Source organism: Thalassotalea sp. Sam97, from assembly GCF_041379765.1.
GTDB classification, from domain to species: Bacteria; Pseudomonadota; Gammaproteobacteria; order Enterobacterales; family Alteromonadaceae; genus Thalassotalea_A; species Thalassotalea_A maritima.
Genome location: NZ_CP166919.1, coordinates 2,508,353 through 2,533,373, shown reverse-complemented (window position 1 = coordinate 2,533,373; position 25,021 = coordinate 2,508,353). Strand labels below are relative to the sequence as shown.

General features: G+C 42.8%; 22 protein-coding genes and 1 other RNA gene. 14 read left to right on the top strand and 9 right to left on the bottom strand.

The window, feature by feature from the left end:
- Positions 1–60 precede the first annotated feature (60 nt).
- The 6 genes from ACAX20_RS11305 to pspF are packed head-to-tail and all read right to left on the bottom strand — an operon-like array spanning position 61 to position 6,491.
- A complete protein-coding gene (locus ACAX20_RS11305; protein ID WP_371186279.1) occupies positions 61–840 on the bottom strand; it encodes an ATP-binding cassette domain-containing protein in 780 nt (259 codons plus the stop codon).
- Positions 833–1,840: an oligopeptide/dipeptide ABC transporter ATP-binding protein gene (locus ACAX20_RS11300; RefSeq protein WP_371186277.1), complete on the bottom strand. Its 1,008-nt coding sequence runs from the start codon at positions 1,838–1,840 to the stop codon at positions 833–835. The genes ACAX20_RS11305 and ACAX20_RS11300 overlap by 8 nt, the downstream gene beginning before the upstream one ends.
- A complete protein-coding gene (locus tag ACAX20_RS11295; RefSeq protein ID WP_371186275.1) occupies positions 1,840–2,733 on the bottom strand; it encodes an ABC transporter permease subunit in 894 nt (297 codons plus the stop codon). The genes ACAX20_RS11300 and ACAX20_RS11295 overlap by 1 nt, the downstream gene beginning before the upstream one ends.
- Positions 2,723–3,751: an ABC transporter permease subunit gene (locus ACAX20_RS11290; protein ID WP_371186273.1), complete on the bottom strand. Its 1,029-nt coding sequence runs from the start codon at positions 3,749–3,751 to the stop codon at positions 2,723–2,725. Before ACAX20_RS11290 ends, ACAX20_RS11295 begins: the two co-directional genes overlap by 11 nt.
- A 2-nt stretch (positions 3,752–3,753) precedes the next feature.
- Entirely contained in the window at positions 3,754–5,406 is a 1,653-nt protein-coding gene (locus tag ACAX20_RS11285) for an ABC transporter substrate-binding protein (RefSeq protein ID WP_371186271.1), read from the bottom strand.
- Entirely contained in the window at positions 5,406–6,491 is a 1,086-nt protein-coding gene (gene pspF / locus ACAX20_RS11280) for a phage shock protein operon transcriptional activator (protein WP_371186269.1), read from the bottom strand. Before pspF ends, ACAX20_RS11285 begins: the two co-directional genes overlap by 1 nt.
- 190 nt (positions 6,492–6,681) lie before the next feature.
- Between pspF and pspA the strand changes: the two genes are divergently transcribed.
- The 12 genes from pspA (at position 6,682) to ffs (ending at position 16,158) form a co-directional block, all read left to right on the top strand.
- The gene (pspA, locus tag ACAX20_RS11275; protein ID WP_371186267.1) at positions 6,682–7,374 is read left to right on the top strand and encodes a phage shock protein PspA; all 693 of its coding nucleotides are present in this window, start codon (positions 6,682–6,684) and stop codon (positions 7,372–7,374) included.
- 32 nt (positions 7,375–7,406) lie between these two features.
- Positions 7,407–7,637: an envelope stress response membrane protein PspB gene (gene pspB / locus ACAX20_RS11270; RefSeq protein WP_371186265.1), complete on the top strand. Its 231-nt coding sequence runs from the start codon at positions 7,407–7,409 to the stop codon at positions 7,635–7,637.
- Entirely contained in the window at positions 7,634–8,062 is a 429-nt protein-coding gene (pspC, locus tag ACAX20_RS11265; protein ID WP_371186263.1) for an envelope stress response membrane protein PspC, read from the top strand. Before pspB ends, pspC begins: the two co-directional genes overlap by 4 nt.
- Before the next feature lie 63 nt (positions 8,063–8,125).
- Positions 8,126–9,601, top strand: coding sequence for a YcjX family protein (locus ACAX20_RS11260; protein ID WP_371186261.1), 1,476 nt, complete (start codon positions 8,126–8,128; stop codon positions 9,599–9,601).
- Positions 9,598–10,584, top strand: a complete 987-nt coding sequence (locus ACAX20_RS11255; protein ID WP_371186259.1) for a YcjF family protein — start codon at positions 9,598–9,600, stop codon at positions 10,582–10,584. The genes ACAX20_RS11260 and ACAX20_RS11255 overlap by 4 nt, the downstream gene beginning before the upstream one ends.
- A gap of 226 nt (positions 10,585–10,810) precedes the next feature.
- On the top strand, positions 10,811–11,614 hold the full coding sequence (gene phhA / locus ACAX20_RS11250) for a phenylalanine 4-monooxygenase (protein WP_371186257.1): 804 nt from the start codon (positions 10,811–10,813) through the stop codon (positions 11,612–11,614).
- A 10-nt stretch (positions 11,615–11,624) separates the two neighbouring features.
- On the top strand, positions 11,625–11,966 hold the full coding sequence (locus ACAX20_RS11245; protein WP_371186255.1) for a 4a-hydroxytetrahydrobiopterin dehydratase: 342 nt from the start codon (positions 11,625–11,627) through the stop codon (positions 11,964–11,966).
- Positions 11,967–12,078: 112 nt separating this feature from the next.
- Entirely contained in the window at positions 12,079–13,629 is a 1,551-nt protein-coding gene (tyrR, locus tag ACAX20_RS11240; protein ID WP_371186254.1) for a transcriptional regulator TyrR, read from the top strand.
- Between the two features lie 12 nt (positions 13,630–13,641).
- A complete protein-coding gene (gene maiA / locus ACAX20_RS11235) occupies positions 13,642–14,280 on the top strand; it encodes a maleylacetoacetate isomerase (protein ID WP_371189642.1) in 639 nt (212 codons plus the stop codon).
- A 171-nt stretch (positions 14,281–14,451) separates the two neighbouring features.
- A complete protein-coding gene (locus ACAX20_RS11230) occupies positions 14,452–15,315 on the top strand; it encodes a DUF3014 domain-containing protein (RefSeq protein ID WP_371186252.1) in 864 nt (287 codons plus the stop codon).
- 50 nt (positions 15,316–15,365) lie between these two features.
- Positions 15,366–15,956 carry a lysophospholipid acyltransferase family protein gene (locus tag ACAX20_RS11225; protein WP_371186250.1) on the top strand — a complete coding sequence of 197 codons (591 nt, stop codon included), beginning with the start codon at positions 15,366–15,368 and terminating at the stop codon, positions 15,954–15,956.
- 105 nt (positions 15,957–16,061) lie between these two features.
- Positions 16,062–16,158, top strand: an RNA gene (ffs, locus tag ACAX20_RS11220) — signal recognition particle sRNA small type.
- 323 nt (positions 16,159–16,481) lie between these two features.
- Here the strand turns inward: ffs and priC are convergent.
- The gene (priC, locus tag ACAX20_RS11215) at positions 16,482–17,117 is read right to left on the bottom strand and encodes a primosomal replication protein PriC (RefSeq protein WP_371186248.1); all 636 of its coding nucleotides are present in this window, start codon (positions 17,115–17,117) and stop codon (positions 16,482–16,484) included.
- A gap of 30 nt (positions 17,118–17,147) precedes the next feature.
- Positions 17,148–17,927 (bottom strand): sulfite exporter TauE/SafE family protein, encoded by a 780-nt coding sequence (locus tag ACAX20_RS11210; RefSeq protein WP_371186247.1) that lies wholly within the window; start codon positions 17,925–17,927, stop codon positions 17,148–17,150.
- A 490-nt stretch (positions 17,928–18,417) separates the two neighbouring features.
- Here ACAX20_RS11210 and ACAX20_RS11205 point away from each other — a divergent pair, with 490 nt between their 5' ends.
- Together ACAX20_RS11205 and ACAX20_RS11200 are read left to right on the top strand one after the other, a co-directional pair.
- The gene (locus tag ACAX20_RS11205) at positions 18,418–21,252 is read left to right on the top strand and encodes a TonB-dependent receptor domain-containing protein (protein WP_371186245.1); all 2,835 of its coding nucleotides are present in this window, start codon (positions 18,418–18,420) and stop codon (positions 21,250–21,252) included.
- 209 nt (positions 21,253–21,461) lie between these two features.
- A complete protein-coding gene (locus ACAX20_RS11200) occupies positions 21,462–22,979 on the top strand; it encodes a sulfotransferase (protein ID WP_371186243.1) in 1,518 nt (505 codons plus the stop codon).
- A gap of 150 nt (positions 22,980–23,129) precedes the next feature.
- Here the strand turns inward: ACAX20_RS11200 and ACAX20_RS11195 are convergent, their stop codons facing one another.
- On the bottom strand, positions 23,130–24,956 hold the full coding sequence (locus tag ACAX20_RS11195; RefSeq protein ID WP_371186241.1) for a 2OG-Fe(II) oxygenase family protein: 1,827 nt from the start codon (positions 24,954–24,956) through the stop codon (positions 23,130–23,132).
- Between the last annotated feature and the right edge of the window lie 65 nt (positions 24,957–25,021).

The following is a 25,021-nucleotide window of genomic DNA, read 5'->3' as shown; positions in this document are numbered from 1 at the left end:
TGAATCCGCAATAACTAAACATGGAAAAGGTGTAGTGGCATAGTTATTTTGGCCACCTAATTAACGGACTTGTACCTTGCGCTGTGACATGATCAATTTACGAGTGAACTTATCTTTAGGGTTAAGTATCACATCTGTAGTATTCCCGTATTCAACGACTTTACCGTTTCTAAGCACCATTAACTTATCGCTGAAATGCTCTATCACATCAATGTCGTGTGATACCAAAATATAGGCGAGTCCCATGGTATCTTGCAGTTCGAGTAATAGGTTAATTAACTGCGCCCTGAGCGATAAATCAAGCGACGCTAGAGCTTCATCTAAGATAACTATCTGGGGTTGTAAGATAATGGCACGAGCGAGCGATATACGTTGCTTTTGGCCCCCTGAGAACATATGTGGGTAGTAATGCATGTGATCAACAAGCAGGCCAACCTTTTGTAATGTTGAGCTGATCATCTCCAGTCGCTCAGCTTCATTTAATGTGGTATTCAACATTAACGGCTCTTCGAGTTGCTGGCGAATGGTCAAACTGGGGTTTAATGTATCTCCGGCATTTTGAAATATCATACGTACGTGTTGGCATCGCTGTTTAAAGTTACCTGCTTGCAGTGGTTGGCCATTAAGAATGATGCTGCCGGTTGTTGGTCTAGCCGCGCCCACCAGTAATTTGGCAAGAGTTGACTTACCCGAGCCGACTTCACCCACAATGGCTAGTGTCTCGCGTGCATTGAGCTTAAAGGATAGTGGTTCAAGTACCGTCTTTTTATCAGTTTTAAACCAATTACGCTTCACTTTATAGGTTTTGCTTAGATCGTTAACTTCAATCAGGCTAGTCACGATTATCTTCCTTACGCTGGTAGCTTATTGGGAAATGGCAACTAAACTGTTGACCTTTTAACGACTGCAGCGGTGGTGCTTTTACACACTTGCGTTCGGCATTGGGGCAACGTGGTCCCAAGCGGCATCCTATCGGCAGGTGATTTAAACTGGGAATACTGCCTGGCAAGGTATCGAGCACTTGCTTTTTTTGATGGTTTTTGGCGATATTTGGCGAAGAAGCCACCAATGCATGGGTGTAGGGATGCAATGGTTTTTTCAATATTTGCGCGGGGCTACCGCCTTCAACAAATTGACCAGAATACATGACGGTTAGTCGATCAGTCCAGTGACTGATTTTTTCCATTTCGTGACTGATCAGCAAAATGGACATATTCTTTAGTTGATTAAGGCTCGCCAGCAAGCGAAATATTTGGTTTTGATTGCTTGCTTCCATTGATGCTGTTGGTTCATCTGCGATCAATAACTTAGGTTTTTTCGCTAGGGCAATAGCAATCATGACCCGTTGACACAGGGCATTATTCAACTGGTGTGGGTAACTGTTAACACACACTTCATGTTGTTTAATACCTACTTTATGTAACAGCTTAATGATTTCTTCTTTACGTTGTGCTGCTCGCTGCCAAAAAAAGCCACTAAATTGACTGTTATCAAGCACCTCTTCAATTTCTTCTCCTATGGTATTGGTTGGGTCAAGACAACTGATAGGCTCTTGAAATATCATCGCTACGTCTCGGTTGATAATTTGTTTACGCTCTTCAATTGGCAAACGTAACAAATCTACGCCTTGCCAATGAAAGCGATCGGCATTGACCTGCCATTTATCATCGAGTACTCCAACAATGGCTTGCGCTAACAGAGATTTTCCCGAGCCTGATTCACCCACTAAGCCACGAAATTCTCCAGGCTTGAGTGTTAATGACACTCTATCAACGGCAACGATATTTTCGTGTTGCCCTTTTAGTTCAATGCTCAGGTTTTTAATATCGAGTAAGTTCATTAGCTTTCTTTTTGCAGTTTCAAGGCGTGGCGTAAGCCCTCACCAACTAAATTCGTCGCCACTACCGTGATCAAAATAGCTAAGCCTGGAAGGTAGGTGGTCCAAGGGGCAATATAAAATAGATCTAGGGAGTTGGCTAGCATAGAGCCCCACTCAGGCATTGGGATCGGTGCGCCAAGGCCAAGAAAGCCTAAGGCGGCAATCTCTAATATGGCTGCCGACTGCGCTAATGTGGCTTGGATAATAATTTTGTCGATAATGTTTGGAAATATTGATGTGATTAGTACACGTATTTCACTGGCACCATCAAGAATCGGGATCAGTACGTAGCCTTTTTTCTGTTCTTCTTTAATGGCGTTGCGTGTTACATGAATAAATTGAGGTATCGATACCAAAGCGATAGCCCATAATACATTTTCAAGCCCCGGACCAAGGATGGCGACGATGATTATCGCTAACAACAAAGAGGGGATCGATAAAATAACATCAAGAAAGTGAGTTAATAAACTTGCTTTCAAACCACGGGTTAGTGCCGAAAAAGAGCCGATAAGCACACCGATAGACATCGCAAATAGAACAACGATGATACTTAGTCCGAATGTCAGAGAGGTACCTTGGATCAGGCGTGATAACATATCGCGACCTAAGTCGTCTGTCCCGAGAAGGTGACTTAAGTCACCGGCATTAGACCATGCGGGTGGCAACAGTAATTTATCTAGATTATTCTCAATCGCATTATGTGGGGTAATAAAGTTGCCGACAATCGCAAGCAGTAACAGGGTTACATAAATACAAAAACCAATCATGGCAACAGGTGTCGCCCTAAACGTATACCACAGCTGTTTGATGGGCGAAGGAAACGCCTCTTCTTGGTATATTTGATTATGCGCCATATCGTTTATATCGCTCCAATGGATTTAGTGCCACATAAAGAAAGTCGGCAAGTATATTAATGATAAAGGTGAATGTCGCTAGGGCGATAAGACCACCAACAATGGCGGTATAGTCACGCGTAAAGATACTTTCGATAAGCCAGCTGCCAATCCCTTGCCAATCAAAAATAACTTCGGCGATCATGGCGATGGTCACTAAGTTGGTAAACTGCAAACCACTTTGGCGAACAATGCCAACCAGTGCGTTACGAATACCGTGACGATATATGATCATTCCTTTAGATAAGCCTTTTGCCCGTGCTGCTTTGATGTATTTCGAGTCCAGAACGTCAAGCATTGAAGTTCGCGCTAAGCGTATAAAAATGGTCATCGGTGCCATCGCAACCGTAATGGCTGGTAAAATGAGGTGCAGTAGTGCGTCTCTAAGGGCTGCGCTTTTGTGTGGCATGTCACTAAGTAATATATCAATAAACAAAAAGCCTGTCCGATATTCAACTTCAAAAAGTAGATTTAATTGGCCAGCCGATGGTAGCCAGGATAAGGTTATCGAAAATAATAATATCAAGATCAGCGCCAGCCAAAATACTGGGATCGAATAGCCAAGCATAGCGAACGTTAAGATCATTTTATCGACCGGCTGATTATGAAAAATAGCAGCAACAAAACCAAGTGGCATACCTATGATTAACGCTAAAAATAGCGCGGCCAAACACAACTCAATGGTTGCTGGTAAGCGCACAAGTAACTCATCGAATACTGGTGCTTCTGTGGCCATAGATAAACCAAAGTTACCGGAAAAAATTTCCCTCATGTAAGCAAGATATTGATCGATGATATTGCCATCTATGTGATAGCGCTGCTCTAACAGTTGCTGCTGCGCAACGTTCCCGATGTTTTGCCCTGAAAGATTGGTAAGCAAATCACCTGGGAACAAGTAATTTAAGCTAAAGCAGACCACTGAGAGCATTAATAGGGTAAAGAGCAGCAAATTTAAACGACGGATAATAAAATTTATCATGATTATTGCTGTACCTGTTTATCAACACTTTCAAAGTTTACGCCACCAATCGAGGTTAATATATCACCGGTAATGTAGGCTTGTTTGGCTTGTGAACGTTTCGCATGGGCGATTGGCAATAAAGGAACATGATCGACTATCATTTGCTGCGCCCGAGTATATCGTTGCTTACGAGTCACTAAATCACTATCAAGCAAGGCATCGGCTAGTAAGCGATCAAATTGTTGATCACACCAAAATGCTCGATTTGAGCCAGTATCTACGGCTGCACAACTGAGCAGAGGTGAGAAAAAATTATCCGGATCGGGGTGATCTGCCGACCAGCCTATTAATACTGATTGGTGCTCTCCCTGAGCCAATCTTTTTAAAAACGTTGACCATTCATAGGTGACGATATTGACGCGAATTCCGACATCGGCCAAATCCGCTTGGATAAGTTTCGCCATTTTTAATGCATTCGGATTATATGCCCGCTGTACAGGCATTGCCCATAACTCGATACTAAAACCATCGGCGAGACCGGCATTGGCTAACAATTGTTTGGCAACCCGCGGTGAGTATTCAAGGCTGTCAATTTTATGGTTATGTGCCCAAGATGCGCTTGGCAATAATGAATCGGCTACTTCAGCTTGATTAAAATATACGGCATCGACGATCGCTTGCTTGTCTACGGCATGGGCGATAGCTTTGCGAACTAACGGGTTATCAAGAGGTGGCTTTTGCGTATTAAAAGCCATATACGCCACATTAAATGATGTAACTTGTTCAACCACAACGTTGTCACGGGCATGAATTTCGGGCAAGGCAATGGGGTAAGAAATGACATCACACTCTTGGGTTAATAATTTGGTTAACCGACCGGTATTACTCGGCGTAATATTATAGAGCAGATGATTTATCTTAACTTCTTGTCGCCAATAATCGGGGTGCTTTTGATAGCGAATCAATGCACCATTTTGATAACTTTTATATTTAAATGGACCAGTACCTATAGGGTGACTGTCAAGGCGCGACAGAGACTGCTGGTTTTGCACTAAACTGTCGGCGTACTCTTTCGATAAAATCACGGAAAATGGTGCAGCAAGGTTGGCTAAAAATGAGCTTTGCGGGTGATGTAAATGAAAGCGAATGGTGTGATCGTCAATTTTTTCAATATCAGCTACTAATTGGTCAAAATTGATGCTTTGGAAAAATGGAAATTGACCTTTCGCTGACAGGTAAAATGGGTGACTTTTATCGAGTATACGCTGAAAGCTAAATATCACATCGTCGGCATTGAGCTGACGTGTTGGGGTGAAGTAATCGGTTTGATGAAACTCAACGTTACGGCGCAAATAAAAAGTGATGAGGGTGCCATCTGAATTAACATGCCAGGACTTGGCAAGCGAGGGGATTTTATCGTAATTTTCGTGATTAAAATCGAGTAGCTTATTATACAGTTGCTTTGATGTGGCATCGATTGTCGTACCTGATGTCACCAACTGAGGGTTAAAAGAGTCTGGAGAGCCTTCACTACAGTAGATAACACCCTCGGCAAGGATGGACGTCGCGTCTACTTTTTCTCCACAGGCAGACAAGCAGCTACTGACGAGCAACAGCAATAACATTTTGCAGACAGCAAACCTAGCGTTGTTTGCTGATTGGTTGATTTTCATTAATTTGCCTCGCTACCATCGAGCAAATTGTACTTTTTCAAATACCCACGCAGTTGATGGTACGTGAGCTGCAGTGCCTCGGCTGTTTTCTTTTGATTAAATTGACACGCGGCAAGGGCCTCTTTAAGCATAGTGATTTCGTATTGTTGCGACAAGTCCTTGAGAGATACCGGATAGTCAAGTTGTTGCGTAACCGGCTCCGTAGTGTTGTTCGACTCTGTTGCCTGAGCTTGTTCAGTTGGGTTATCAAGGCCATCGCTTGCTTGGCTTCGACGATCCGCTGTTTTAATGCGATTTTTCGGTCTAAAAGGCGACTCAAATGGATCTATTATCAGCTCGTTTACCGCAAGATGAGGGTTGTTATGGCGATAAACGCTGCGCTCAACGACGTTCTTTAATTCACGAATATTACCAGGCCAATGATAATCGAGTAATGCTTTTTTGACTTTTTCAGTAAAGCCACTGAATAATTCAAACTCTAACTCTCGCGCCATATTTATGGCAAAGTGCTCTGCCAACATTAAAATGTCTTCACGGCGCTCCCTAAGCGGCGGCAAGGTTATTACGTCAAACGCTAATCGGTCTAATAAGTCAGCACGAAATTCGCCACGTTCAGCTAAGGCGGGTAAATCTTCATTGGTTGCGGCAATCAGCCGTACGTCAGCTTTAACCGTTTTTGAGCCACCCACTCGTTCAAACTCGCCGTATTCAACGACTCGTAATAGCTTTTCTTGGATCAAGCCTGATGTATTAGCCAACTCATCGAGAAATAAGGTACCACCATTGGCGCGCTCAAAGCGTCCTTCATGTCGCTTATTCGCGCCGGTAAATGCACCACCTTCATGACCGAACAATTCACTTTCTAATAAATTTTCATTTAATGCCGCACAGTTGAGTTTTAGGTAATTCTGGTCCCATCGCTTAGACAAATAATGCAGTCGCGCGGCGACGAGCTCTTTACCTGTGCCTCGCTCACCAATCAAGAGAACGGGTTTTGACAGGGGCGCAACTTGCGAGATATGCTCGAGTACTTCTAAAAAACTATTGGATTGCCCGATAAGGTTATCTTGTTGAAATCGACTCATTATCATTTTTATTGGTTTATTTCACTAATAAATAGTGTATTTCATTAAGCGGGTTCTGAGAAGTGTTTTTAGTTAAAATAATAAAAGCCTTTAAAATCATTGGTTTGAATTGTATTTTGCAAGTTGGCATCATAACTGAATAGTATATTGTAAATATTCCTTTTTCAGTTTTTATTTAGGGGACCAAGTCATGGGTGTTTTTTCACGATTTACAGACATTATTAATTCAAATATCAATAGCTTATTAGATAAGGCAGAAGATCCTGAAAAAATGGTTCGACTGATTATCCAAGAAATGGAAGATACGCTGGTTGAAGTTCGTTCGTCATCAGCCCGCACCTTAGCGGACAAGAAAGAGCTTACTCGTCAGGCGGCACGTATGGAAGCAGAAGCGGCTAACTGGCAACAAAAAGCCGAGTTGGCATTAAGCAAGGGCCGCGAAGACTTAGCCCGCGCAGCGTTGGTTGAAAAAAATAAATGCAGTGATGCCGCGGCATCGATGAACGATGAGCTAGCAACATTTGATGATCACATTGCAAAATTGCAAGATGAAATTGCACAGCTTCAAGAGAAACTTGCTGATGCCAAGGCGCGTCAAAAAGCAATTATTATGCGCGGTAAAACCGCATCATCGCGTCTTAAAGTGAAGAGTAAGTTAGACAGCGGTAAAGTAGAAGATGCATTAAGTCGCTTTGACCGTTATGAGCGAAAAATTGACGATCTAGAATCACAAGTTGATGCTTATGACTTAGGTAAAAAGTCTCTTGCTGATGAAATTGCTGATTTAGAATCAGATGATAGTATTGATAACGAGTTAGCGGCGTTAAAGGCGAAGATGGACAAGTCTAAGTCAGCAAGCGCTAAGAAAACAACTAAGAAGTAGACTTGTAGACAGGAATTGTTAGGAGAGACGTTATGGATCCAGATATTTTAATGGCACCGATCATCATATTCATGGTCATCGTTGCACCGATATGGTTAATATTACATTACCGTTCGAAACGCCAACTCAGTCAAGGCTTAAGTGACGAGGAGTTTCGTCAGCTAGCTGAGTTATCAGCAACCGCAGACAAAATGGCTGACCGTATTAAAACGCTTGAAGCGATATTGGATGCGGAGACCCCTGATTGGAGAACCAAAGTATGAGTAACGGCAAAGAGTTATTCCGCGACCCGCAAAAAGGTAAAATTGCCGGCGTGTGTGCCGGCATCGCAAACTATTTTGGTTGGGAAGCTTGGTTAGTTCGTATTCTGGTGGTATCTGGTGTCTTGTTAGGTATGGGCTGGTTTATTTTGCTGTACATCGCCGGTTGGTTTATTTTAGACAAAAAGCCTAATGGTGTATCGACAAAGCAAGTTGCTCAAAATGTTCGAGATAAGATGCATGAAGAGGAAATTGTTAATGAATCGATTAAAGTGAAATCGAAGATTTGGCAAGCAGGCGAACCGCCGAAACAAGCGATACGTGATATTAGTATTAAATTCAAAACACTAGAGCATGAGTTACGCAACATGGAACGTTATGTGACCTCGCCTGAGTTTACGGTATCGCGTGAAATTAATAAGCTTTAATGGTCAAAGCGTTAGGAGAAAGGCTGCAGTGCAGCCTTTTTTGTTTTACATTAAAGCATCAGCATGTTCTCGTTAAAAGGGTATCCACTGGTAGTTATGGCACTATTGAATAAGCAGTCCGTGTCTCGCTTAGTCCGTAAAATCGGCAATGAGGCAAATGACATCATTAATCGAAGTTTAGATAAGCATGTCAGCTTAGCGGTTACAGGGTTATCGCAGAGCGGTAAAACGGCATTTATTACTTCGCTGGTAAACCAATTGATTAACGAAGGTCACGGTCAGCCATTGACCTTTTTTGATACATCCCACCAAGGGCGGTTTATTGGTGCTAAACGCATCGCACAAAAGAATCTGCACATTCCGCGTTTCGATTATGATGGCGGTATGCAACGGTTGACGGCCCACCCGCCGACGTGGCCTGAGCCAACCAGTAATATCAGCGAGTTACGTCTTGCCATTCGTTATTATGCCAATGATTCGCTGTTAAATTTTGGCAGAGACATGCGCACTTTGTACCTTGACATTACCGATTACCCCGGTGAATGGTTGCTTGACCTGCCAATGTTGGAACAAAGCTATCAACAATGGTCTGAGCATATCACTGAGTTGTTGCAATCAGAGCCTCGCAAGTCGTTAAGTGAAGCGTTTTTACAGCGTGTTGCCGAGCTCGACCCTTTCGCTCCAGTAGACGAAAATCTCTTAGCCGATTTGGCTGAGCAATACACCGAATTACTGCATCAGTTTCGTTATCAGCAAGGACTTTCTGTGATTCAACCTGGACGATTTATTTTACCGGGCGAGCATAAAGGGGCCCCAGTTTTACAATTTATCCCATTTCCATTTTTTGCGACGCTTGATTTGTCTAAATACAAAAATGCAGATGAACATACCATGATTGGTATGTTGCACGCGCGTTATCGTCGTTACCGTGATGATATCGTGGGGGATTTTTATAAGAATCATTTCGCACGATTTGATAGACAAATCATTTTGGCCGATTGTTTAACCCCACTTAACAATGGTCATCATGCCTTTACCGACTTACAGTATGCGCTTTCATTAATAATGGACAGCTTTCGCTATGGCAACGCGAATATATTGGCGCGTTTGTTTTCGCCGAAAATAGACCGCTTGTTGTTTGCCGCCAATAAGGCCGATCATGTCACCAGCGATCAGCATCAGCAGTTAGTTGAGTTATTAGAGCGGTTGGTTGTCAAAGCGAAAAAGCAATTAACTTACGATGCCATAAAAATGAAAAGTTTGGCTATTGCCTCGATCAAAGCAACCGAGCAAGGCAAAACCGAATACCAAGGCAAACAACTGCAAGTCGTTAAGGGGCAGCGTTTAGATAATGGCGAGAAAATAACCTTATTTCCCGGGTCTGTGCCAGAGCGGCCCCCCAATAAACAGCTTTGGCCAGAGCAAGGCTTTAATTTTGTCAGCTTTGCACCACCAAACGATCTGCATGAAGACATCAGTTTACCGCATATTCGTCTCGATCACGTATTGCAGTTCTTGCTAGGAGACAAATTACGATGAGTAATAAAACGGAGTTCGAACAGCACATTATTATCGGCGAAGAAGACGAATTAACGCGGTCGACAACGATTCAGCAACCAGTGATTTTACCAGAACAAGCGTGGCAAGAGGTTGAGCAAGAGCTCGTTGAGGATGAGGCTAGCTATAAACCAGCCAAACTTAATTGGCTATGGCGCTTAGCCGGCGCGAGTTTGGCGATAGTAATAGTGTATGAGTTACTGATGTTTTTCATTGACGGATTTAGTCAATCGCCGCTCATTACCAGCATCTATGGCTTGGTGGTTGGTTGTGTCGGATTGCTAGCCGGCAAGGCCGTGTTTAAAGAGTGGCGGGCATTACGAAAATTTCGTCAACAACAAACCAAGCAAGCCAAGGCGTCAGCTGTTATGCAACACCAAGCAAGTATCGATGCTCAGGCATTTTGTCAGTCACTCAATAAACAGTATGTTGGCGATCATGTTCAACAACAAATTGCAGTGTTTGAACAACATATCGATGATGCGATGTCTGACAAAGAAGTGCTACAAATTTACAGTAAGCACGTATTGAGTGAGGTTGATAAGCAAGCATTAGCACAAATCAGTAAATACTCCACAGAAGCGGTGGTAATGGTCGCAGTAAGCCCGCTGGCGTTGCTGGATATGGCTTTGTTACTTTGGCGCAACTTACGCATGATAGATAAGGTCGCGGGCTTATATGGGGTGCAAATGGGCTATTGGAGTCGTATAGGCTTATTACGTCAAGTGCTTGCTAACCTCGCCTATGCCGGCGTGAGTGAAATAATAGCCGATGTTGGGATTGATGTATTAGGGGCAGAGGCACTTGGGCGTGTCTCAACTAGGGCCGCTCAAGGACTAGGGGCGGGTATGTTGACGGCGAGGCTGGGCCTAAAAGCGATGCACTTAAGTCGCCCGATCCCATTTGATGAGCAACAACCTGCTCCGAAATTAAAGCATGTTAGGCGGCAATTGTTGGGGATGTGAAGCGCTTACTAAGCCCCAAAGTCAATGATAACAAGGGGTGATTAAGGTTGTAAATTAAACCGTACAATTGAGCGTTGTTTACCCGTGTAAACGAATTGCAAATTTGCAACCAGTTCTTATAGTCTTAGGTCATATATTACAGAGCATGCTGAGCCTTTTCGGCGTTAAGCAACCAATAACGATAATAAAATGCTCTGATTCCAATAAATTGGAGAGGAAGTGAGTTATGACCAAGTCGACATCGTATGTGTCCAAACTAGGCGACGAAAATGGGGTTATTCGCTGGAGTGCTGAAGAGAATGCGATTTGGCACAAATTAATTAGTCGCCAATTAGCGTGTATTGAAGGCAAAGCCTGCAACGAATTTATAGCCGGCTTAGAACGTCTTAATCTACCGCTTGATAGGGTACCACAATTAGCTGAAGTGAATCAGGTGCTGCAAGCGACAACAGGGTGGCAGTGTGAGCCAGTACCTGCGCTAATTGGCTTTGAACAGTTTTTTCGTTTGTTATCCGAGAAAAAGTTTCCGGTAGCGACCTTTATTCGCCGCGAAGAAGATTTTGATTACTTACAAGAGCCGGATATTTTTCACGAAATATTTGGTCATTGTCCATTGTTAACCAATCCGGCATTTGCCAACTTCACCCAGCTATACGGAAAGCTTGGTTTGAATGCCAGTAAAGAAGATCGTGTTTATCTAGCACGCTTATATTGGTTTACGGTAGAGTTCGGCTTGTTAGATACAGCCGATGGATTGCGTATTTACGGAGGTGGTATTTTATCGTCTCCGGGTGAAACCATTTATGCTATTAACAATGACGAGGTTATTCGCAAGCCCCTAGATGTTGTTGATGTGTTTAGAACCCCATATCGAATTGATATCATGCAACCGATTTACTTTTTATTGAATCGTATTGAACAGCTTGATGATATTGCCGAGTTGGATTTAATGGCGTTACTTGAACAGGCAAAAGCAGTGGGTATGCATGAGCCATTATTTCCATCAAAGAACGTAAAAATTGCCAGTTAAAGAGAGCATTATGACTGAATTAGTAAAACAACAATGTGAAGCCTGCAGAGCTGACGCGCCAAAGGTAAGTGAACAAGAGCTAGCGGAGCTTATTCGTGAGATCCCAGATTGGTCGGCGCCGGTTCGTGACGGGGTTATGATGTTAGAGCGTGAATTTAAATTTAAAAACTTTAAGCAAGCGTTGGCGTTTTCCAATAAAGTGGCAGAGCTTGCTGAAGCGGAGTTTCATCACCCTGCGATTTTAACCGAGTGGGGCAAAGTTACGATCACATGGTGGACTCACGCGATTAATGGTTTACACCGCAATGATTTTATTTGCGCCGCCAAGACGGACAAATTGTTAGAGATCTAATATCGACGTTACTCGAAGCTAACCCATATTGAAAGGCGAATCATACTCTGGTATGGTTCGCTTTTTTTATTGTAAAATTAACTTTACAAGTGGATATTGGGGATTAGGGCGCGTGCGATTAGAAATAACCTGCGAAGACAGAGTTGGCATTGCTCAAGAAGTATTAGCCATTTTTGTCGATCGAGAAATCAATATTAAAGGTATTGATGCGATAACCGAATCTGGGCAAATTTTTATGCATATGCCGGATCTGGAGTTCAGTGAGTTACAGGACTTTATGCCGCAACTTCGGTTGATTGATGGCGTTAAAGACGTGAAAACCACCAATTATATGCCATCGGAGCGCGAGCGTATCGTTCTTGATACGTTAATTCGCACCCTTCCTGATCCGTTATTGTCAATCGACTCAAAGGGCGCTATTTATGCTCTTAATGATATTGCTTTACAAAAAATGAATAGCAAACGCAGTGATATCATTGGCGAGCAAATTGGTAATGTAATCAAAGGTTTCAACTTTAACCGCTACCTTGAACGAGAGGAAGTGCTGCCCCATACTCGTCGATTGAAATTTATGGATGAAGACTTTGTTGCAGATGTCATGCCGGTGCATTTACCTGGCGAGAATAATGAAAAAGTTACTGCTGGCGCGGTAATTATCCTCAAATCTGAAGCGCGTCTTGGCCAGCAAATCAACGCCTTTAACCAGCCTAAAGATAATGACTTTACTGAGGTATTGGTATTCTCTCCATTGATGCGTAAGGTCATCCGTGAAGCAAGACGCATGGCGTTGTTGGATTCTTCGATATTAATCATGGGCGAAACAGGCACAGGGAAAGAGCTTATCGCTCGCTCATGTCATCTTGCTAGTGACCGTGCCGAACAGCCATTTGTGGTATTAAATTGTGCCTCATTGCCTGATGATGCATGCGAAACCGAGCTGTTTGGTAAAGTACTCGCCGATGGCTCTGTCAAGCAAGGCATCTTTGAACAAGCTGAAGGCGGTACGATTTTTCTTGATGAAGTGGCTCAAATGTCGGCCAAGTTGCAACTTAAGTTAATACGAGTCCTCGATGATAAGCGTTTTCGTCGCGTTGATGGTGAAAAAGAGATCAAAGTTGACGTACGTTTTATCAGCTCAACCAATGCCGATTTATTATCACTGGTTGAAACCGGTCAGTTTCGCGAAGACTTATTTTACCGTCTTAATGTATTAGGCTTAACGATCCCATCGTTACGAGAGCGTCGTCAAGATATTGTCCCGCTTGCTGAGCACTTTATCAATAAAGCCTGCAAAGTAAATCATCGTAGCTTGGTAAGTGTTGCCCAATCTTGCGTCGACTTTATTGCCAACTACCCTTGGCCGGGTAATGTTCGTCAGCTTGAGAGTGTTATTTTGCGAGCTGTGTCACTACTCGATGGTGATGAGCTGCATGTAACGCATTTGCAGTTACCAAGCTACAGCCAAGACAGCGGTTATTTGGAAGGCGAGTTTCAGGGCACTTTAGAAGACGCGGTCAAAGGTTTTGAAGCACAACTGTTACGAAAGTTATACCCCGCTTACCCAAGTACCAGACAACTGGCAAAAAAACTGGGGTTAAGTCACACCGCTATCGCCAACAAGTTACGTGAATATAATATTAATAAGAAAACAGTAAAAATATAGGTAGTAGATATGATGACATTATACGGTTACTGGCGATCGTCAGCCGCTTATCGAGTACGTATTGCGTTAAATTTAAAAGGTATTGAACATCAACACAAAAGTGTTCACTTAGTTAAAGATGGTGGTCAGCAACACAGTGCCGATTATCAAACACTAAACCCAAACGAGTTAGTACCTACGCTTGATGATGATGGCTTTATTGTTAACCAGTCGCTGGCGATCATTGACTATTTAGACGAAAAGCATCCGCAGCCGGCTTTGTATCCAAAAGATATTAAAGACAAGGCAACCGTGAAAGCCCTAGCTTATGATATTGCATGTGATATCCACCCGTTAAATAACCTTAGGGTACTGCAATATTTGTCGACTGAGCTTTCTGTGACCGACCAGCAAAAAACGGCGTGGTATCAACATTGGATACAACAAGGGTTTAATGCACTTGAACAACAACTGGCTAAGACCGCAGGGCAATTCTGTTTTGGCGATACGGTGACGGTTGCAGATTTATGTTTAATCCCACAAATATATAATGCTAAACGCTTCAATGTTGATTTAACACCATACCCTACCTTGTTGAAGATTGACGCGAATTGTCACCAGTTAGCTGCGTTTGTTGAGGCGCTACCAGAACATCAAATTGACGCTGTTTAGTGATACCTGAATAGGTTATGCAATTTTTGTCTGGACTTTATTGTCAATAGTAACTAAAACAAAGACATATAATTACTATGGTACAAATAAGCTAGCATTGGAGAGTTAACTTTACCGATGTTAGCTCGTTAGCTATGTTTAAAGTAGAGAACATCAATCTAGAGGTGACATTTGTCTGAGCAAACTCCTTCTGACGTAAAGCCAAATAACGCGCGTTCGATGCTGTTGTTTATTATTGTCATAATAGCCGTGTTGGCGCTTTTCTATTATATGTTTGTTGGTGATGAGCAACCGCTACAGCCGGTTGTCGAAGTGCCTATAGAACAAATCCAAGACAGTAAGCCAAAGCCACCAGTAAAAACACCGCCTTTAGAAAAGCCCGTGGAAACACAGCCAATTCAACCTGCCGTTGTCACCCCTGCTGAGCCTGTTGCCGATGTCACCTTACCTGAGCTCGATAATAGTGATCAGTTTGTTGTTAATTATTTTCAGCAAGCATCATTAAAAGCTTCGTTATTTCGCTTGCTGTTAACCGATGATTTCGTTCGTCGCATTGTGGTGTTTGTTGATAATTTTGCAAAAGGTGAGCTTGCGTACAAGCACATGCCACTGAAACCACTTGCTGATAAATTTGCCGTGCGAGAAGATGAGCAACGCTTACTGACAGGTGATAAAGCGAACTGGCAACGTTATCAGCCTTATTTGCAGTTGCTGCAGTCTTTTGAGCCCAAGCAATTGCTAGCAGCATATCGCCAAATGCAACCCTTATTTGAGCATGCATATCAAGAATTAGGTTATCCTGAACAGAGCTTTGATGACGCTCTGTTATTCGCTATGCAGCGTATTTTAAATGCCAAAGTTGCCACCAGTAAGGAAGTCTTAGTTCAGCCGAATGTTGTTTACAAATTTGCCCAGCCAAGTTTGGAAAAGTTACCTGAGGCCGACAAACTGATGTTACGCATGGGACGGGAAAACTTACTGCAACTAAAAGCGGTGGTTTTAGAGCTTGAACGATTAATCGAGCAAGGTAATTAACCAAACGATAGCGACTCACACGCAGATATTTTATTGGGGAGCAAGATACGATGTCGCAACAACTGATTGATGTACCTGATTGTATTCCTCAATTGCACTCTAAATGGGGCAAAAAAGTCGGTGTATGGCTAATGAAAAAGACGGGGTGGAGCATCGTTGGAAAGTTCCCGGCACAACCTAAAATGGTGATGGCGGTAGCCCCGCATACATCAAACTGGGATTTTTTAGTCGGCGTAATGTGTAAAATGGCGCTGGATGTGAAGTTAAACTTTTTAGGAAAGCATACGCTATTTGTCGGCCCATTAGGAAGTTGGTTACGCTCACTCGGTGGCATTGCGGTCGATCGTCGTAGCGCACATGGAGTGGTTGGACAAATGGTCGAAGAGTTTGCAAGGCACGATAACCTTATCTTAGCGCTGGCACCAGAGGGGACGCGCTCTAAAGTCACTAAATGGAAATCTGGTTTTTTACAAATCGCCAAACAAGCTAAGGTGCCAGTGTTTCCAATTCAGTTTAATTTTGCCAAAAAACAAATTGAATTTATGCCTATTAGGTACATCGACGGTGATATAGAGCAGGAGCTAAGCGATTTTATTCGATTGTTTGATAAAAATAGTGCAAAAAATCCTCAGTTGTTTTGAGCGGTCACAAATTGTGTAAATTTTTACGATTTTCCCCTTGCACCTGAGCCGACAATTCTTCATAATTGCCCCGCACTTGAGGCAACTCAAGATCATTATGGTACCTCTCGGTCCTCCCGCAATGATACTCTGTAAACTCGGCCAGGTCCGGAAGGAAGCAACCGTAGCAGACGACTCATGTGCCGGGATGTGGCTGAGAGGGACCACCCAATAATTTTGCTCGACCGAGCACACAAAGCAATCCTTTTGTTACTCACCTGTTGGTTTTTTAATCTCGTTGTCTTTTACTCTCTGAATTCTTTTTGTTTATAACGAATAAATTAATTTTTGCTTATTGCATAGTGACTCTATTGATAGAGCTAACAGTGCTGCATTAACGTCAGCGTTGTTTGAGCACGCCAAGCATTATGTGGTTGCGTCATGGCCACGGTGTGACATGTGGTTGCTATACGACAAGGCCCGGAACTTGAGCTTTGCTAAGCCTGTATGTTGGTAGCCTTGGGCAATTCATAGCGCCCGAAGTGACTAAAATCTCGATTTTTCTTTATCTTCAATTTGTTTTTCTAATTCGTTTATCGCCCTTCGACACCGGCCCAAGCGTTGATGTATGGTAAATATCGCTTGGGTAATATGTTGTTTGTTTTCTCCGTGATCTTGCGCGAGCAACTGCTCTTGTTGTTTTAGCATTAACTCTAACCGTTGCTCGAAGCCTCTGTACTCGACAAGCTTACTGTGCATTTGATGTGCGGTCATGAAACTTGTTACATTGATTGGTTGTTTTTTTTGTCGCTGGTGCTTTTGATTTAACCGCTTTGCGGTTTGCAAGCGATAGTCACTATCACGTAAGCGATTGCTCTCTGACTTTAAAGCGATGATCATCGCACTAACCTGTGCTTCTAAACGCTCTAATAACGAGTCGGCTAAAGCGTTTTTATCACTATTGAGCAGTTTCTCTAGTTGTGATAATTGCTGTTGTAAATAGTGCACATAATCACCGTATTGATTACTGGTGATAGGGAATAAAGAGGGCGCAAAAAGCGACTGACGTTCAACGTAGCGATGTACTCGGCGTTGTTTGTTTTGCTGATCCGCTTGTTTGGCATCGACCTGTAATTGCTCAATGAGTGATTTAAATCGATGAATGAGTCTTGCTTGTTGCATTGATTATGTCCGCAGTAATAAGTGTTCAGATTAAACAAACCAGGCTGAATAAGCGAGTTTTAACGCCATAGAAATAACCACCATAATAAATATTGGTCGTATAAACTTGCTGCCGTAACGGATCGCTGAATGTGCGCCCAACCAAGATCCAAATATCATAAATATGCCTAATGCGAGGCCATAGACAAGATGTACCTCACCTAAATAGAAAAACACGCTAAGTGAGACGATATTGGAAATAAAGTTCATACTTTTTGCTAATGCTGAACTTAACAAAATGTTCATCTTATACAGATACAGATTCGAAACTACCCAAAATGTGCCGGTACCTGGGCCTGCCACACCGTCATAGCAACCTAAAGTAAGCCCCTGAATTTTTTGCTGTCGATAAAGGCGTTGTGACGGCGCTGGTAAGGTTGACCTTTCTGTGAGTGCAGAGCGAGCAAATAAGGTATACACAGCGCACAATAAAATAACGATTGGTAATAGTTTATCGAGGAGTTCGCCACTGAGCATGTTAACCAACACAGTACCTATGATGGCACCTATGGCGGTAGCTAAAGCCGATCGCCACCAGAAAATTGGATCAAAGAGTTTCTTTTTATAAAAGGTGAGTGATGAGGTGAATGAGCCAAAGCAGGCAGCTAGTTTATTGGTACCTAGCGCTAAATGTGGTGGCAAACCTGTAGTCAATAGTGCTGGCACCGTGAGTAAACCGCCACCGCCAGCGACCGCATCGATAAAGCCGGCGATAAAGCCAATACTCGAAAGTATTAATAGCAGTGTTGGGTCAGAAAAAATTTCATACATTATTTATTGTCCCAATCACAGATTACTCGGGTAACTTTATCAATTTAACTATTATCAATCACTTGCTCGCTGATGTGAAATAATTTCATGTTAACAATTTGCAATAGTTAAAGTCGCTGTTTTTTTATCCCCTTTGTTATTAAATCTGAAAAAATGGTTGTTGATACATAGTAGGGCTGGTTGTTAAGTTTCTGTTTGGAAAGGCTTTTTATTGTTGTCTCTAAAGTCTTTTTAGTGTTCGGAGATGTTGCGTTAATCGTCGTTGATGTGTAAATAAAACGCGACTTATGACTGAATTTTTACAATTTAAGCTATTTTTGTAAAAAAATATTAAATTTGTTACCTCTATGTTGTTGACCTGTTAATTGTATTCGTTCTATTATCAAGACCGACAGATCAGGTCATTAGGCCTAAAAACTACAAAGCAACAAAGCAGCATAGCTTTGAATTTGACAACAAACGAATCACGTAAGTGGTCCAGGGAGTAAACATGTATAGCAATAACAAACTTGCTAAAGCAGTTCGTCTTGCATTAATGTTCGGTGCATCGGCGACAGCTGGTGTATCAGCAAATGCAATGGCAGCTGACGAAGAAACAGCTGAAGATGTAGAGCGTATCGAAGTAACAGGTTCTCGTATCAAGCGTACAGATATGGAATCTGCTAGCCCAGTTTTCGTAACAAGCGCAGAAGACATCAAATTATCAGGTTTTACCCGCGTTGAAGATTTGTTGAACACTCTTCCACAAATCGAAGCAGGTCAAACATCAATGATCTCTAATGGTGCATCTGGTACAGCATCACTTGATTTACGTGGTATGGGCCCGAACCGTACCCTAGTGCTTGTAAATGGCCGTCGATTGCAGTCGGGTGGTGTTTACTCTCAATCACCAGATATCAACCAAATCCCAGCAGCACTTGTTAAGCGTGTAGAAGTTCTAACTGGTGGTGCTTCTGCAACTTACGGTGCGGACGCGGTAGCGGGTGTTGTTAACTTCGTAATGGACAATGATTTCGAAGGTCTAGAAATCACTGCTGGTGCTTCAGGTTACCAACACGATAATGACAACGGCTACATTCAAGGTCTAATGGACGAGCGTGGTTTCGATTACCCTACGGGTAATACAGGTATCGATGGTAAATCATATAACTTTGACGTAACCATGGGTGGCGCATTAGGTGACAAAGGTCACGCAGTTGCGTACGCAACATGGCGTCGTAATGACGAATTACGTCAAGAATCTCGCGATTACTCATCATGTGCATTGAATGCTGCTGGTGACTGGTGTGGTGGTTCAGGTAACGCTATTATCCCTAACTTCTACTTAGGTGGTGTAACTGAAGGCGGTGACTTTGACTGGGGTAACTGGGATTACCTAACCCTAACTCAAGACAGTAACTTCCAACAATCTGCTGGTAACGTATACAACTACGCGCCAGTTAACCACTTTATGCGTCCAGATGAGAAGTTCTCATTCGGTGCGTTTGTTGATTATGAAGTAAACGATCACTTTATGCCGTTTATGGAAATCAGCTTCATGCAAGATAAAACCAAAGCGCAAATTGCTGAATCTGGTACTTTCTTTAACGAGCAATACATCCTTCCTGTATCGCAGTTAAACGATATGCAACAAGCATACTTACTTGAAAACTTAGGCTTAACCGCTGATGACGAATTCGCAACCTACATTGGTAAGCGTAACGTTGAAGGTGGTCCACGTGCATCTAACCTAGAGCACAACTCTTTCCGTATCGTGTTGGGTTCTGAAGGTGAGATTAACGATAACTGGTCTTACGAAGTATTTGCAAACTACGGCCAAACTACCTCATCAGCTGCATATATTAATGACTTCTTTGGTCCGCGTATCGCTACCGCTGTAGATGCAGAAGCGTGTGAAGACGATGCTTCATGTCTATTCTACGATGTATTTACTTACCAAGGTATCACTGAAGAAGCTGCTGCATCACTAACAGGTGTTGGTATCCTAAACGGTACGACTACTTCTACAACGGTAAGTGGTTACGTAACGGGTGAATTACCATTAACGTTACCAAGTGCTGATGCACCAATCGCTGTTGTACTAGGTGCTGAGTACCGTGAAGAAGAATTCGAACGTTTATCAGATGAAGTATACGAAGCAGGTTTACTACTAGGTCAAGGTGGTCCAACAGCGTCTATCTTTGGTAGCTACAATGTACGTGATGTATTCTTCGAAGCGTCTATCCCTGTTGTTTCAGGTGCAGCGTTTGCTGAAAGCTTAACACTAGACTTAAGTGGTCGTTACTCTGACTACAACACCTCTGGTGGTGAGTCTACTTACTCTGCAAAAGTTGACTGGAATGTGACAGACGACTGGAAAGTCCGTGGTAGCTACGCTCGTGCGGTACGTGCGCCGAATATTGCTGAGTTATTCGCTCCACAAAACTTAGGCCTATGGGGCGGTTCAGATCCTTGTGCCGGTGCTGATCCACAGTACACCCAAGCCCAATGTGCTCTTACTGGTGTAACTGCTGCACAATACGGTAACATCACACCAAGTCCTGCAAGCCAATACAACGGTGTATTTGGTGGTAACCCAGAGTTAGCACCTGAAATCGCTGATACTGTATCTTTCGGTTTGGTTGCTAACCCACTAGAAAACCTTAACTTCACCGTGGATTACTGGGACATCGAAGTTGAAGATGTTATCGGTACTCAAGGTGCACAGTTCACAGTTGAGCAGTGTGCAGAAACGGGTGAAGCGAAATACTGTGATAACGTTGTTCGTAACGGCGCAGGTAGCTTATGGTTAGGTACTGAAGGTTACGTTCAAGCAACTAACTTAAACCTTGCAAGCATGCACTTTACTGGTGTTGATACAACCGTTAACTTCCTATACGAAGATGCGTTTGGTGGTACATTCCGTGCTAACTTAAACGGTACTTACATGACGAAGAAAGAGTTCGACGGCACTGACTGTGCGGGCACTATCGATAACGGCTGTTTTGCACAACCTGAATGGCGCCACAGCTTGAAGATGTCTTACGACCAAGGTTCATTCTGGACTGCGTCTGTAATCTGGCGTCACTACGGTCAAGTTGACTACACTGAAGAGAATGATTTACTTGTTCTTGAGAATGGTGGTATCGATGCGCAAAACTACATCGATGTTAAAGGTGCATTTGACGTGACTGAAAACCTAGGTGTATTAGTTGGTATCAACAACGTATTTGACAAAGAGCCACCAATGGTTGGCGGTACTTTATCATCTAACGGTAACGCGATTGCTGGTTTCTACGACACATTAGGTCGTTACGTACACGTAAGTGCAACGCTATCATTCTAATTTGAATTAGATTGTATGTGATAAAAAGTGAGCTTCGGCTCACTTTTTTTATACCACAAACTGAGCACTAAAGTGGTATCAACACCTTGTTATTGAGTTTTAGCTTTATATAAGTTTTATTGATGCTTAGTGATTAAATTTAACGGTTAAATTTGTCGTTAACTCGAGGTATACTGGTTGTTATTGTTAGTGCCTGTTAGTTATCAATAATGCAGTTTAATCCACAAGCCGTTACTCATCTTCAGCAAAAAATCGCCCAATCACCAACCAATCGCGTATATTACGATCAGCTTGCCGGTTACTTTAGCCAATTTAAGAAATGGCGCGAAGCCGTGCGCTGCTACCAACCTTATATTGAGCTACAACCAAATGACGCAGACGGTCATTTTAACTTTGCTTATCAATTAAAGCTTGCGCAGGATTACAAGCAGAGCATTGAATGTTATCAACGTGCCTATGCCTTAGGGATCTCATCACCGGAAGAAGTGTTCCTAAATATCGCGTTGATATACAGTGACTTTTTACGAGATAACGACAATGCTAGAAAGGCACTTGATAAGGCACTAACCATTAAACCAGATTACATTTCAGCCTTATATAACCTTGCCAACCTTGAAGAGGATGATGGTCATCGTCAGGAGGCATTAACATTATTCAGTAAAATCATCGAGTTGCAACCTGGTTATATTGATGCCCACGCGCGTATTCTTCACTTGCAAGATTGTCAAAGCGCAGAGCACAAAGCGATAAAAACATTAACTCATTTTTGCCAACAGCCGCCGAACAGAGAGACGTTACAATCACATATTTCAGCTCGCTATGCACTCGGTAAAGCCTTTGATGATTTGCAACAATACAGTGACGCAGGGGCTTGGTATCAGCAAGCAAACACCCTAAATCGCTATATATTGCCAGCCTATAATAAAATGGACGTTGCTGACACGTTCGGCAACATCAAACAGTACCTAAGCAAAGATTTTGTCGCCCAACATCAGCTCAACAACGCTGATAAACACATTTTCGTTTGCGGTATGTTTCGTTCTGGATCGACACTACTTGAACAGGTGCTTGCCGGCCATTCAGCAATTACCGCAGGCGGTGAAAGAGAATACTTATTGCGGGAGCTAAAAGCATTGTTGCCTCACTTTCCAAGCGGGCTAAATACTATTGATGAAAATCAACTAACACGTATTGCAAAGGGGTATCAGAACGATTTGCACAATGCATTTGCTGATGCGAACCTTGTCATTGATAAACGTCCCGATAACTTTATCTATGTGGGTCTAATTCTGACCATGTTCCCTAATGCAAAAATCATTTTTAGCCGTCGTAATGTGTTAGATAATTGCTTGTCCAATTACTTTTTACAGTTGGGGCCAAGCTATCATTACGCCGCCGATCTGAAAGATTGTCTCCATTACTACCAGCAACAACAAGCCTTAATTGACCATTGGTGTGCGTTATTCCCCAATAAGGTTTTTATTGTCGATTATGAAAACCTAGTCACGGAGCCTGAACCGACGGTTGCATCCGTTTTAGCATTTCTAGAGTTATCGTACGAACCTGGGTGCTTAGATTTTTATAAAAATAGCACAACAGTTAAAACGGCGAGTGTATGGCAAGTTCGCAAACCTCTTTATACCAGCTCAAGCGGACGTTGGAAAAATTATCAAGGGTTGTTAACGGATGCGCTAGGTGATGATTTGGTGGCGCAATTGACTCGTTAGCGAATCGGTTGGGCAATTTCTGGCTAGCGAGTTAACGAGGCAGCCCTGAATAACACAGTAAGCTAGCAAATACTCAGCTGATTTTCATGATAGAGAAAATCTGAACGTGCGCAACAAGGCACGCTCAGACTTTCTCATTGTTGATATACGTTATCTGGGTTGAATATCTAGCGCGGTAGTTATTCGTGACTGTGGTGCATGAAATGGATTGGTGCCGTGCCACATGTAACTTGGGAAAAATATTATTTGTCCAGGCTGGGGGCACACAGACAATGCGACTTGTTCTTTGTTCGCTAATTCTAATGATGTTTCACCAAATTTTATCCATCCCTGTTTGTCACTATCATTATTCGACATGACATCGGGTGTGGCAATATAAACAGGAGCTGATAGCCACCCGGCAGGATGAATGTGATTACTATGAAAGCCATTATCTTTTAGTTTTACAGACCAGCTTCCAGCTATCTTAAAACGTTGGTTGTTTCGTTGTAAAAACGGGTGTTTAACGTCTTGCGGTAGCTCGGCAAGGTATAGCGAAACTTGTTGCTCAATCGCGTGGTTTAACTGTTGTATTATCGGCTCGGATTTTAGCAATAAGTGACCAGCCGTTTGTGAGCCTTGTCTTACACTTTGATCTAGTGGGCTTTTGTTGGCTTGATGTAAGTTGGTCAAATAACCTTTAAGTTCGGCTAAAAAATGCTCTAGATTATCGTAGCCTTTCGGGGCTATAAGGGTGTGTGTTTTCACTAATCGTTTATAGTCATTTAGCCAACAGGCTCTATCATCGCCAGTTAATCGCCAGCAAATGCCCATATATGACCATACTTCTTGATCATGAGGTGCAATGTTAAGTGCTTGTTGTAAATGGGCTAAGGCACTTGTGTAGTCTTGTAAGTGGATATATTGGCTTGCTAAATCGATACGAAAACGGACGTTGTTCGGCGACATTTTTACACATGTCTCAAACCATTGTAAACAGCGTTCGCGCCAGTCCTCTGACGGCTTAATGAAGGTATACGATGTTGCTTTTATGTGGAGCAGTTCGGGAGTTTGTCCAAATTGCTCAATCGCCAGCTCGGATTCAGCAAATGCTTTGTGATATTGCTTGCTGAGCAGTAATTGTGAAATATAAGAATAGGTTAGCGGTAGGCTCGCATGCGAAATGGCTTGTTTTGCTTTTGGGTAACTCGATGTAAAGTCATTGTCGCGATTAATTTCCCATCGTAACTTGCTAAGGGTTTCATGGGCGAGGACAAACTCTGGCTCGATGGTTAACGCTCGTGTTAACGACTGCTCAGCCTCGGTAAAGCGGTTGAGATCATAATACACACAACCTAAGCTAAAGTGATAATCGGCTCGTTGCTCACCAGATACCGCGATTTGTTGATAGCACGCTAGCGCTTGCGCGCTATCACCGGTAGCCCGTAGCGTCGAGCCTTTATTAAACCAAGCGTTAAAGTTTTGATTATCGTTTTGTATGGCTTTATCGAAGGCTTCGATGGCTTTTTTATATTCATCATTGTTCTTATATGCAATACCCAATGCTATATCGATATTGGCGTTGTTGGGTTGCAACTCGACAGCCTTTACTAAGTGTTTTATCGCCAGCGGGAGCTGATTGTTATGTGTCGCGGCGATACCTAAATTGTAGTGGGCATTATAATGAGCAGAGTCTATTGCGATGCATTGTTGATATAACTTAATAGCGTCGGTAAATTTTTTCTGTGCCAACGTATGATTAGCGAAATTAAAATACAAACTAGGGTTTGTCTGTTGGCGGTTTAGCGCTTTTTTAAATAATGTTTCAGCAGATTGATGCTGACCTAAGCGACTATCGACCATGGCAAGCATATGCAATGCATCAGGCTGCTCAGAAACGGCACTGAGGATGCGTTGGCAGAGCTGTTTTACGAGAGGGAAATTATTTTGCGAAAAAGCCGTTGCGGCTTGTTGGAGCGCGTTTGCTAAATTGGTCATATTATTACAACACTTATCATGATGGTTAGCAATGAACAGAAAGGCTTTTAAATTGTTTGTTATTC

Bases quoted from the DNA above. Each gene is read 5' to 3' on its own strand.
- ACAX20_RS11300 (WP_371186277.1), bottom strand. From the start codon at position 1,840: ATGAACTTACTCGATATTAAAAACCTGAGCATTGAACTAAAAGGGCAA.
- ACAX20_RS11295 (WP_371186275.1), bottom strand. From the start codon at position 2,733: ATGGCGCATAATCAAATATACCAAGAAGAGGCGTTTCCTTCGCCCATC.
- ACAX20_RS11290 (WP_371186273.1), bottom strand. From the start codon at position 3,751: ATGATAAATTTTATTATCCGTCGTTTAAATTTGCTGCTCTTTACCCTA.
- ACAX20_RS11285 (WP_371186271.1), bottom strand. From the start codon at position 5,406: ATGAAAATCAACCAATCAGCAAACAACGCTAGGTTTGCTGTCTGCAAA.
- pspF (WP_371186269.1), bottom strand. From the start codon at position 6,491: ATGAGTCGATTTCAACAAGATAACCTTATCGGGCAATCCAATAGTTTT.
- pspA (WP_371186267.1), top strand. From the start codon at position 6,682: ATGGGTGTTTTTTCACGATTTACAGACATTATTAATTCAAATATCAAT.
- pspB (WP_371186265.1), top strand. From the start codon at position 7,407: ATGGATCCAGATATTTTAATGGCACCGATCATCATATTCATGGTCATC.
- pspC (WP_371186263.1), top strand. From the start codon at position 7,634: ATGAGTAACGGCAAAGAGTTATTCCGCGACCCGCAAAAAGGTAAAATT.
- ACAX20_RS11260 (WP_371186261.1), top strand. From the start codon at position 8,126: ATGTTCTCGTTAAAAGGGTATCCACTGGTAGTTATGGCACTATTGAAT.
- ACAX20_RS11255 (WP_371186259.1), top strand. From the start codon at position 9,598: ATGAGTAATAAAACGGAGTTCGAACAGCACATTATTATCGGCGAAGAA.
- phhA (WP_371186257.1), top strand. From the start codon at position 10,811: ATGACCAAGTCGACATCGTATGTGTCCAAACTAGGCGACGAAAATGGG.
- ACAX20_RS11245 (WP_371186255.1), top strand. From the start codon at position 11,625: ATGACTGAATTAGTAAAACAACAATGTGAAGCCTGCAGAGCTGACGCG.
- maiA (WP_371189642.1), top strand. From the start codon at position 13,642: ATGACATTATACGGTTACTGGCGATCGTCAGCCGCTTATCGAGTACGT.
- ACAX20_RS11225 (WP_371186250.1), top strand. From the start codon at position 15,366: ATGTCGCAACAACTGATTGATGTACCTGATTGTATTCCTCAATTGCAC.
- priC (WP_371186248.1), bottom strand. From the start codon at position 17,117: ATGCAACAAGCAAGACTCATTCATCGATTTAAATCACTCATTGAGCAA.
- ACAX20_RS11210 (WP_371186247.1), bottom strand. From the start codon at position 17,927: ATGTATGAAATTTTTTCTGACCCAACACTGCTATTAATACTTTCGAGT.
- ACAX20_RS11205 (WP_371186245.1), top strand. From the start codon at position 18,418: ATGTATAGCAATAACAAACTTGCTAAAGCAGTTCGTCTTGCATTAATG.
- ACAX20_RS11200 (WP_371186243.1), top strand. From the start codon at position 21,462: ATGCAGTTTAATCCACAAGCCGTTACTCATCTTCAGCAAAAAATCGCC.
- ACAX20_RS11195 (WP_371186241.1), bottom strand. From the start codon at position 24,956: ATGACCAATTTAGCAAACGCGCTCCAACAAGCCGCAACGGCTTTTTCG.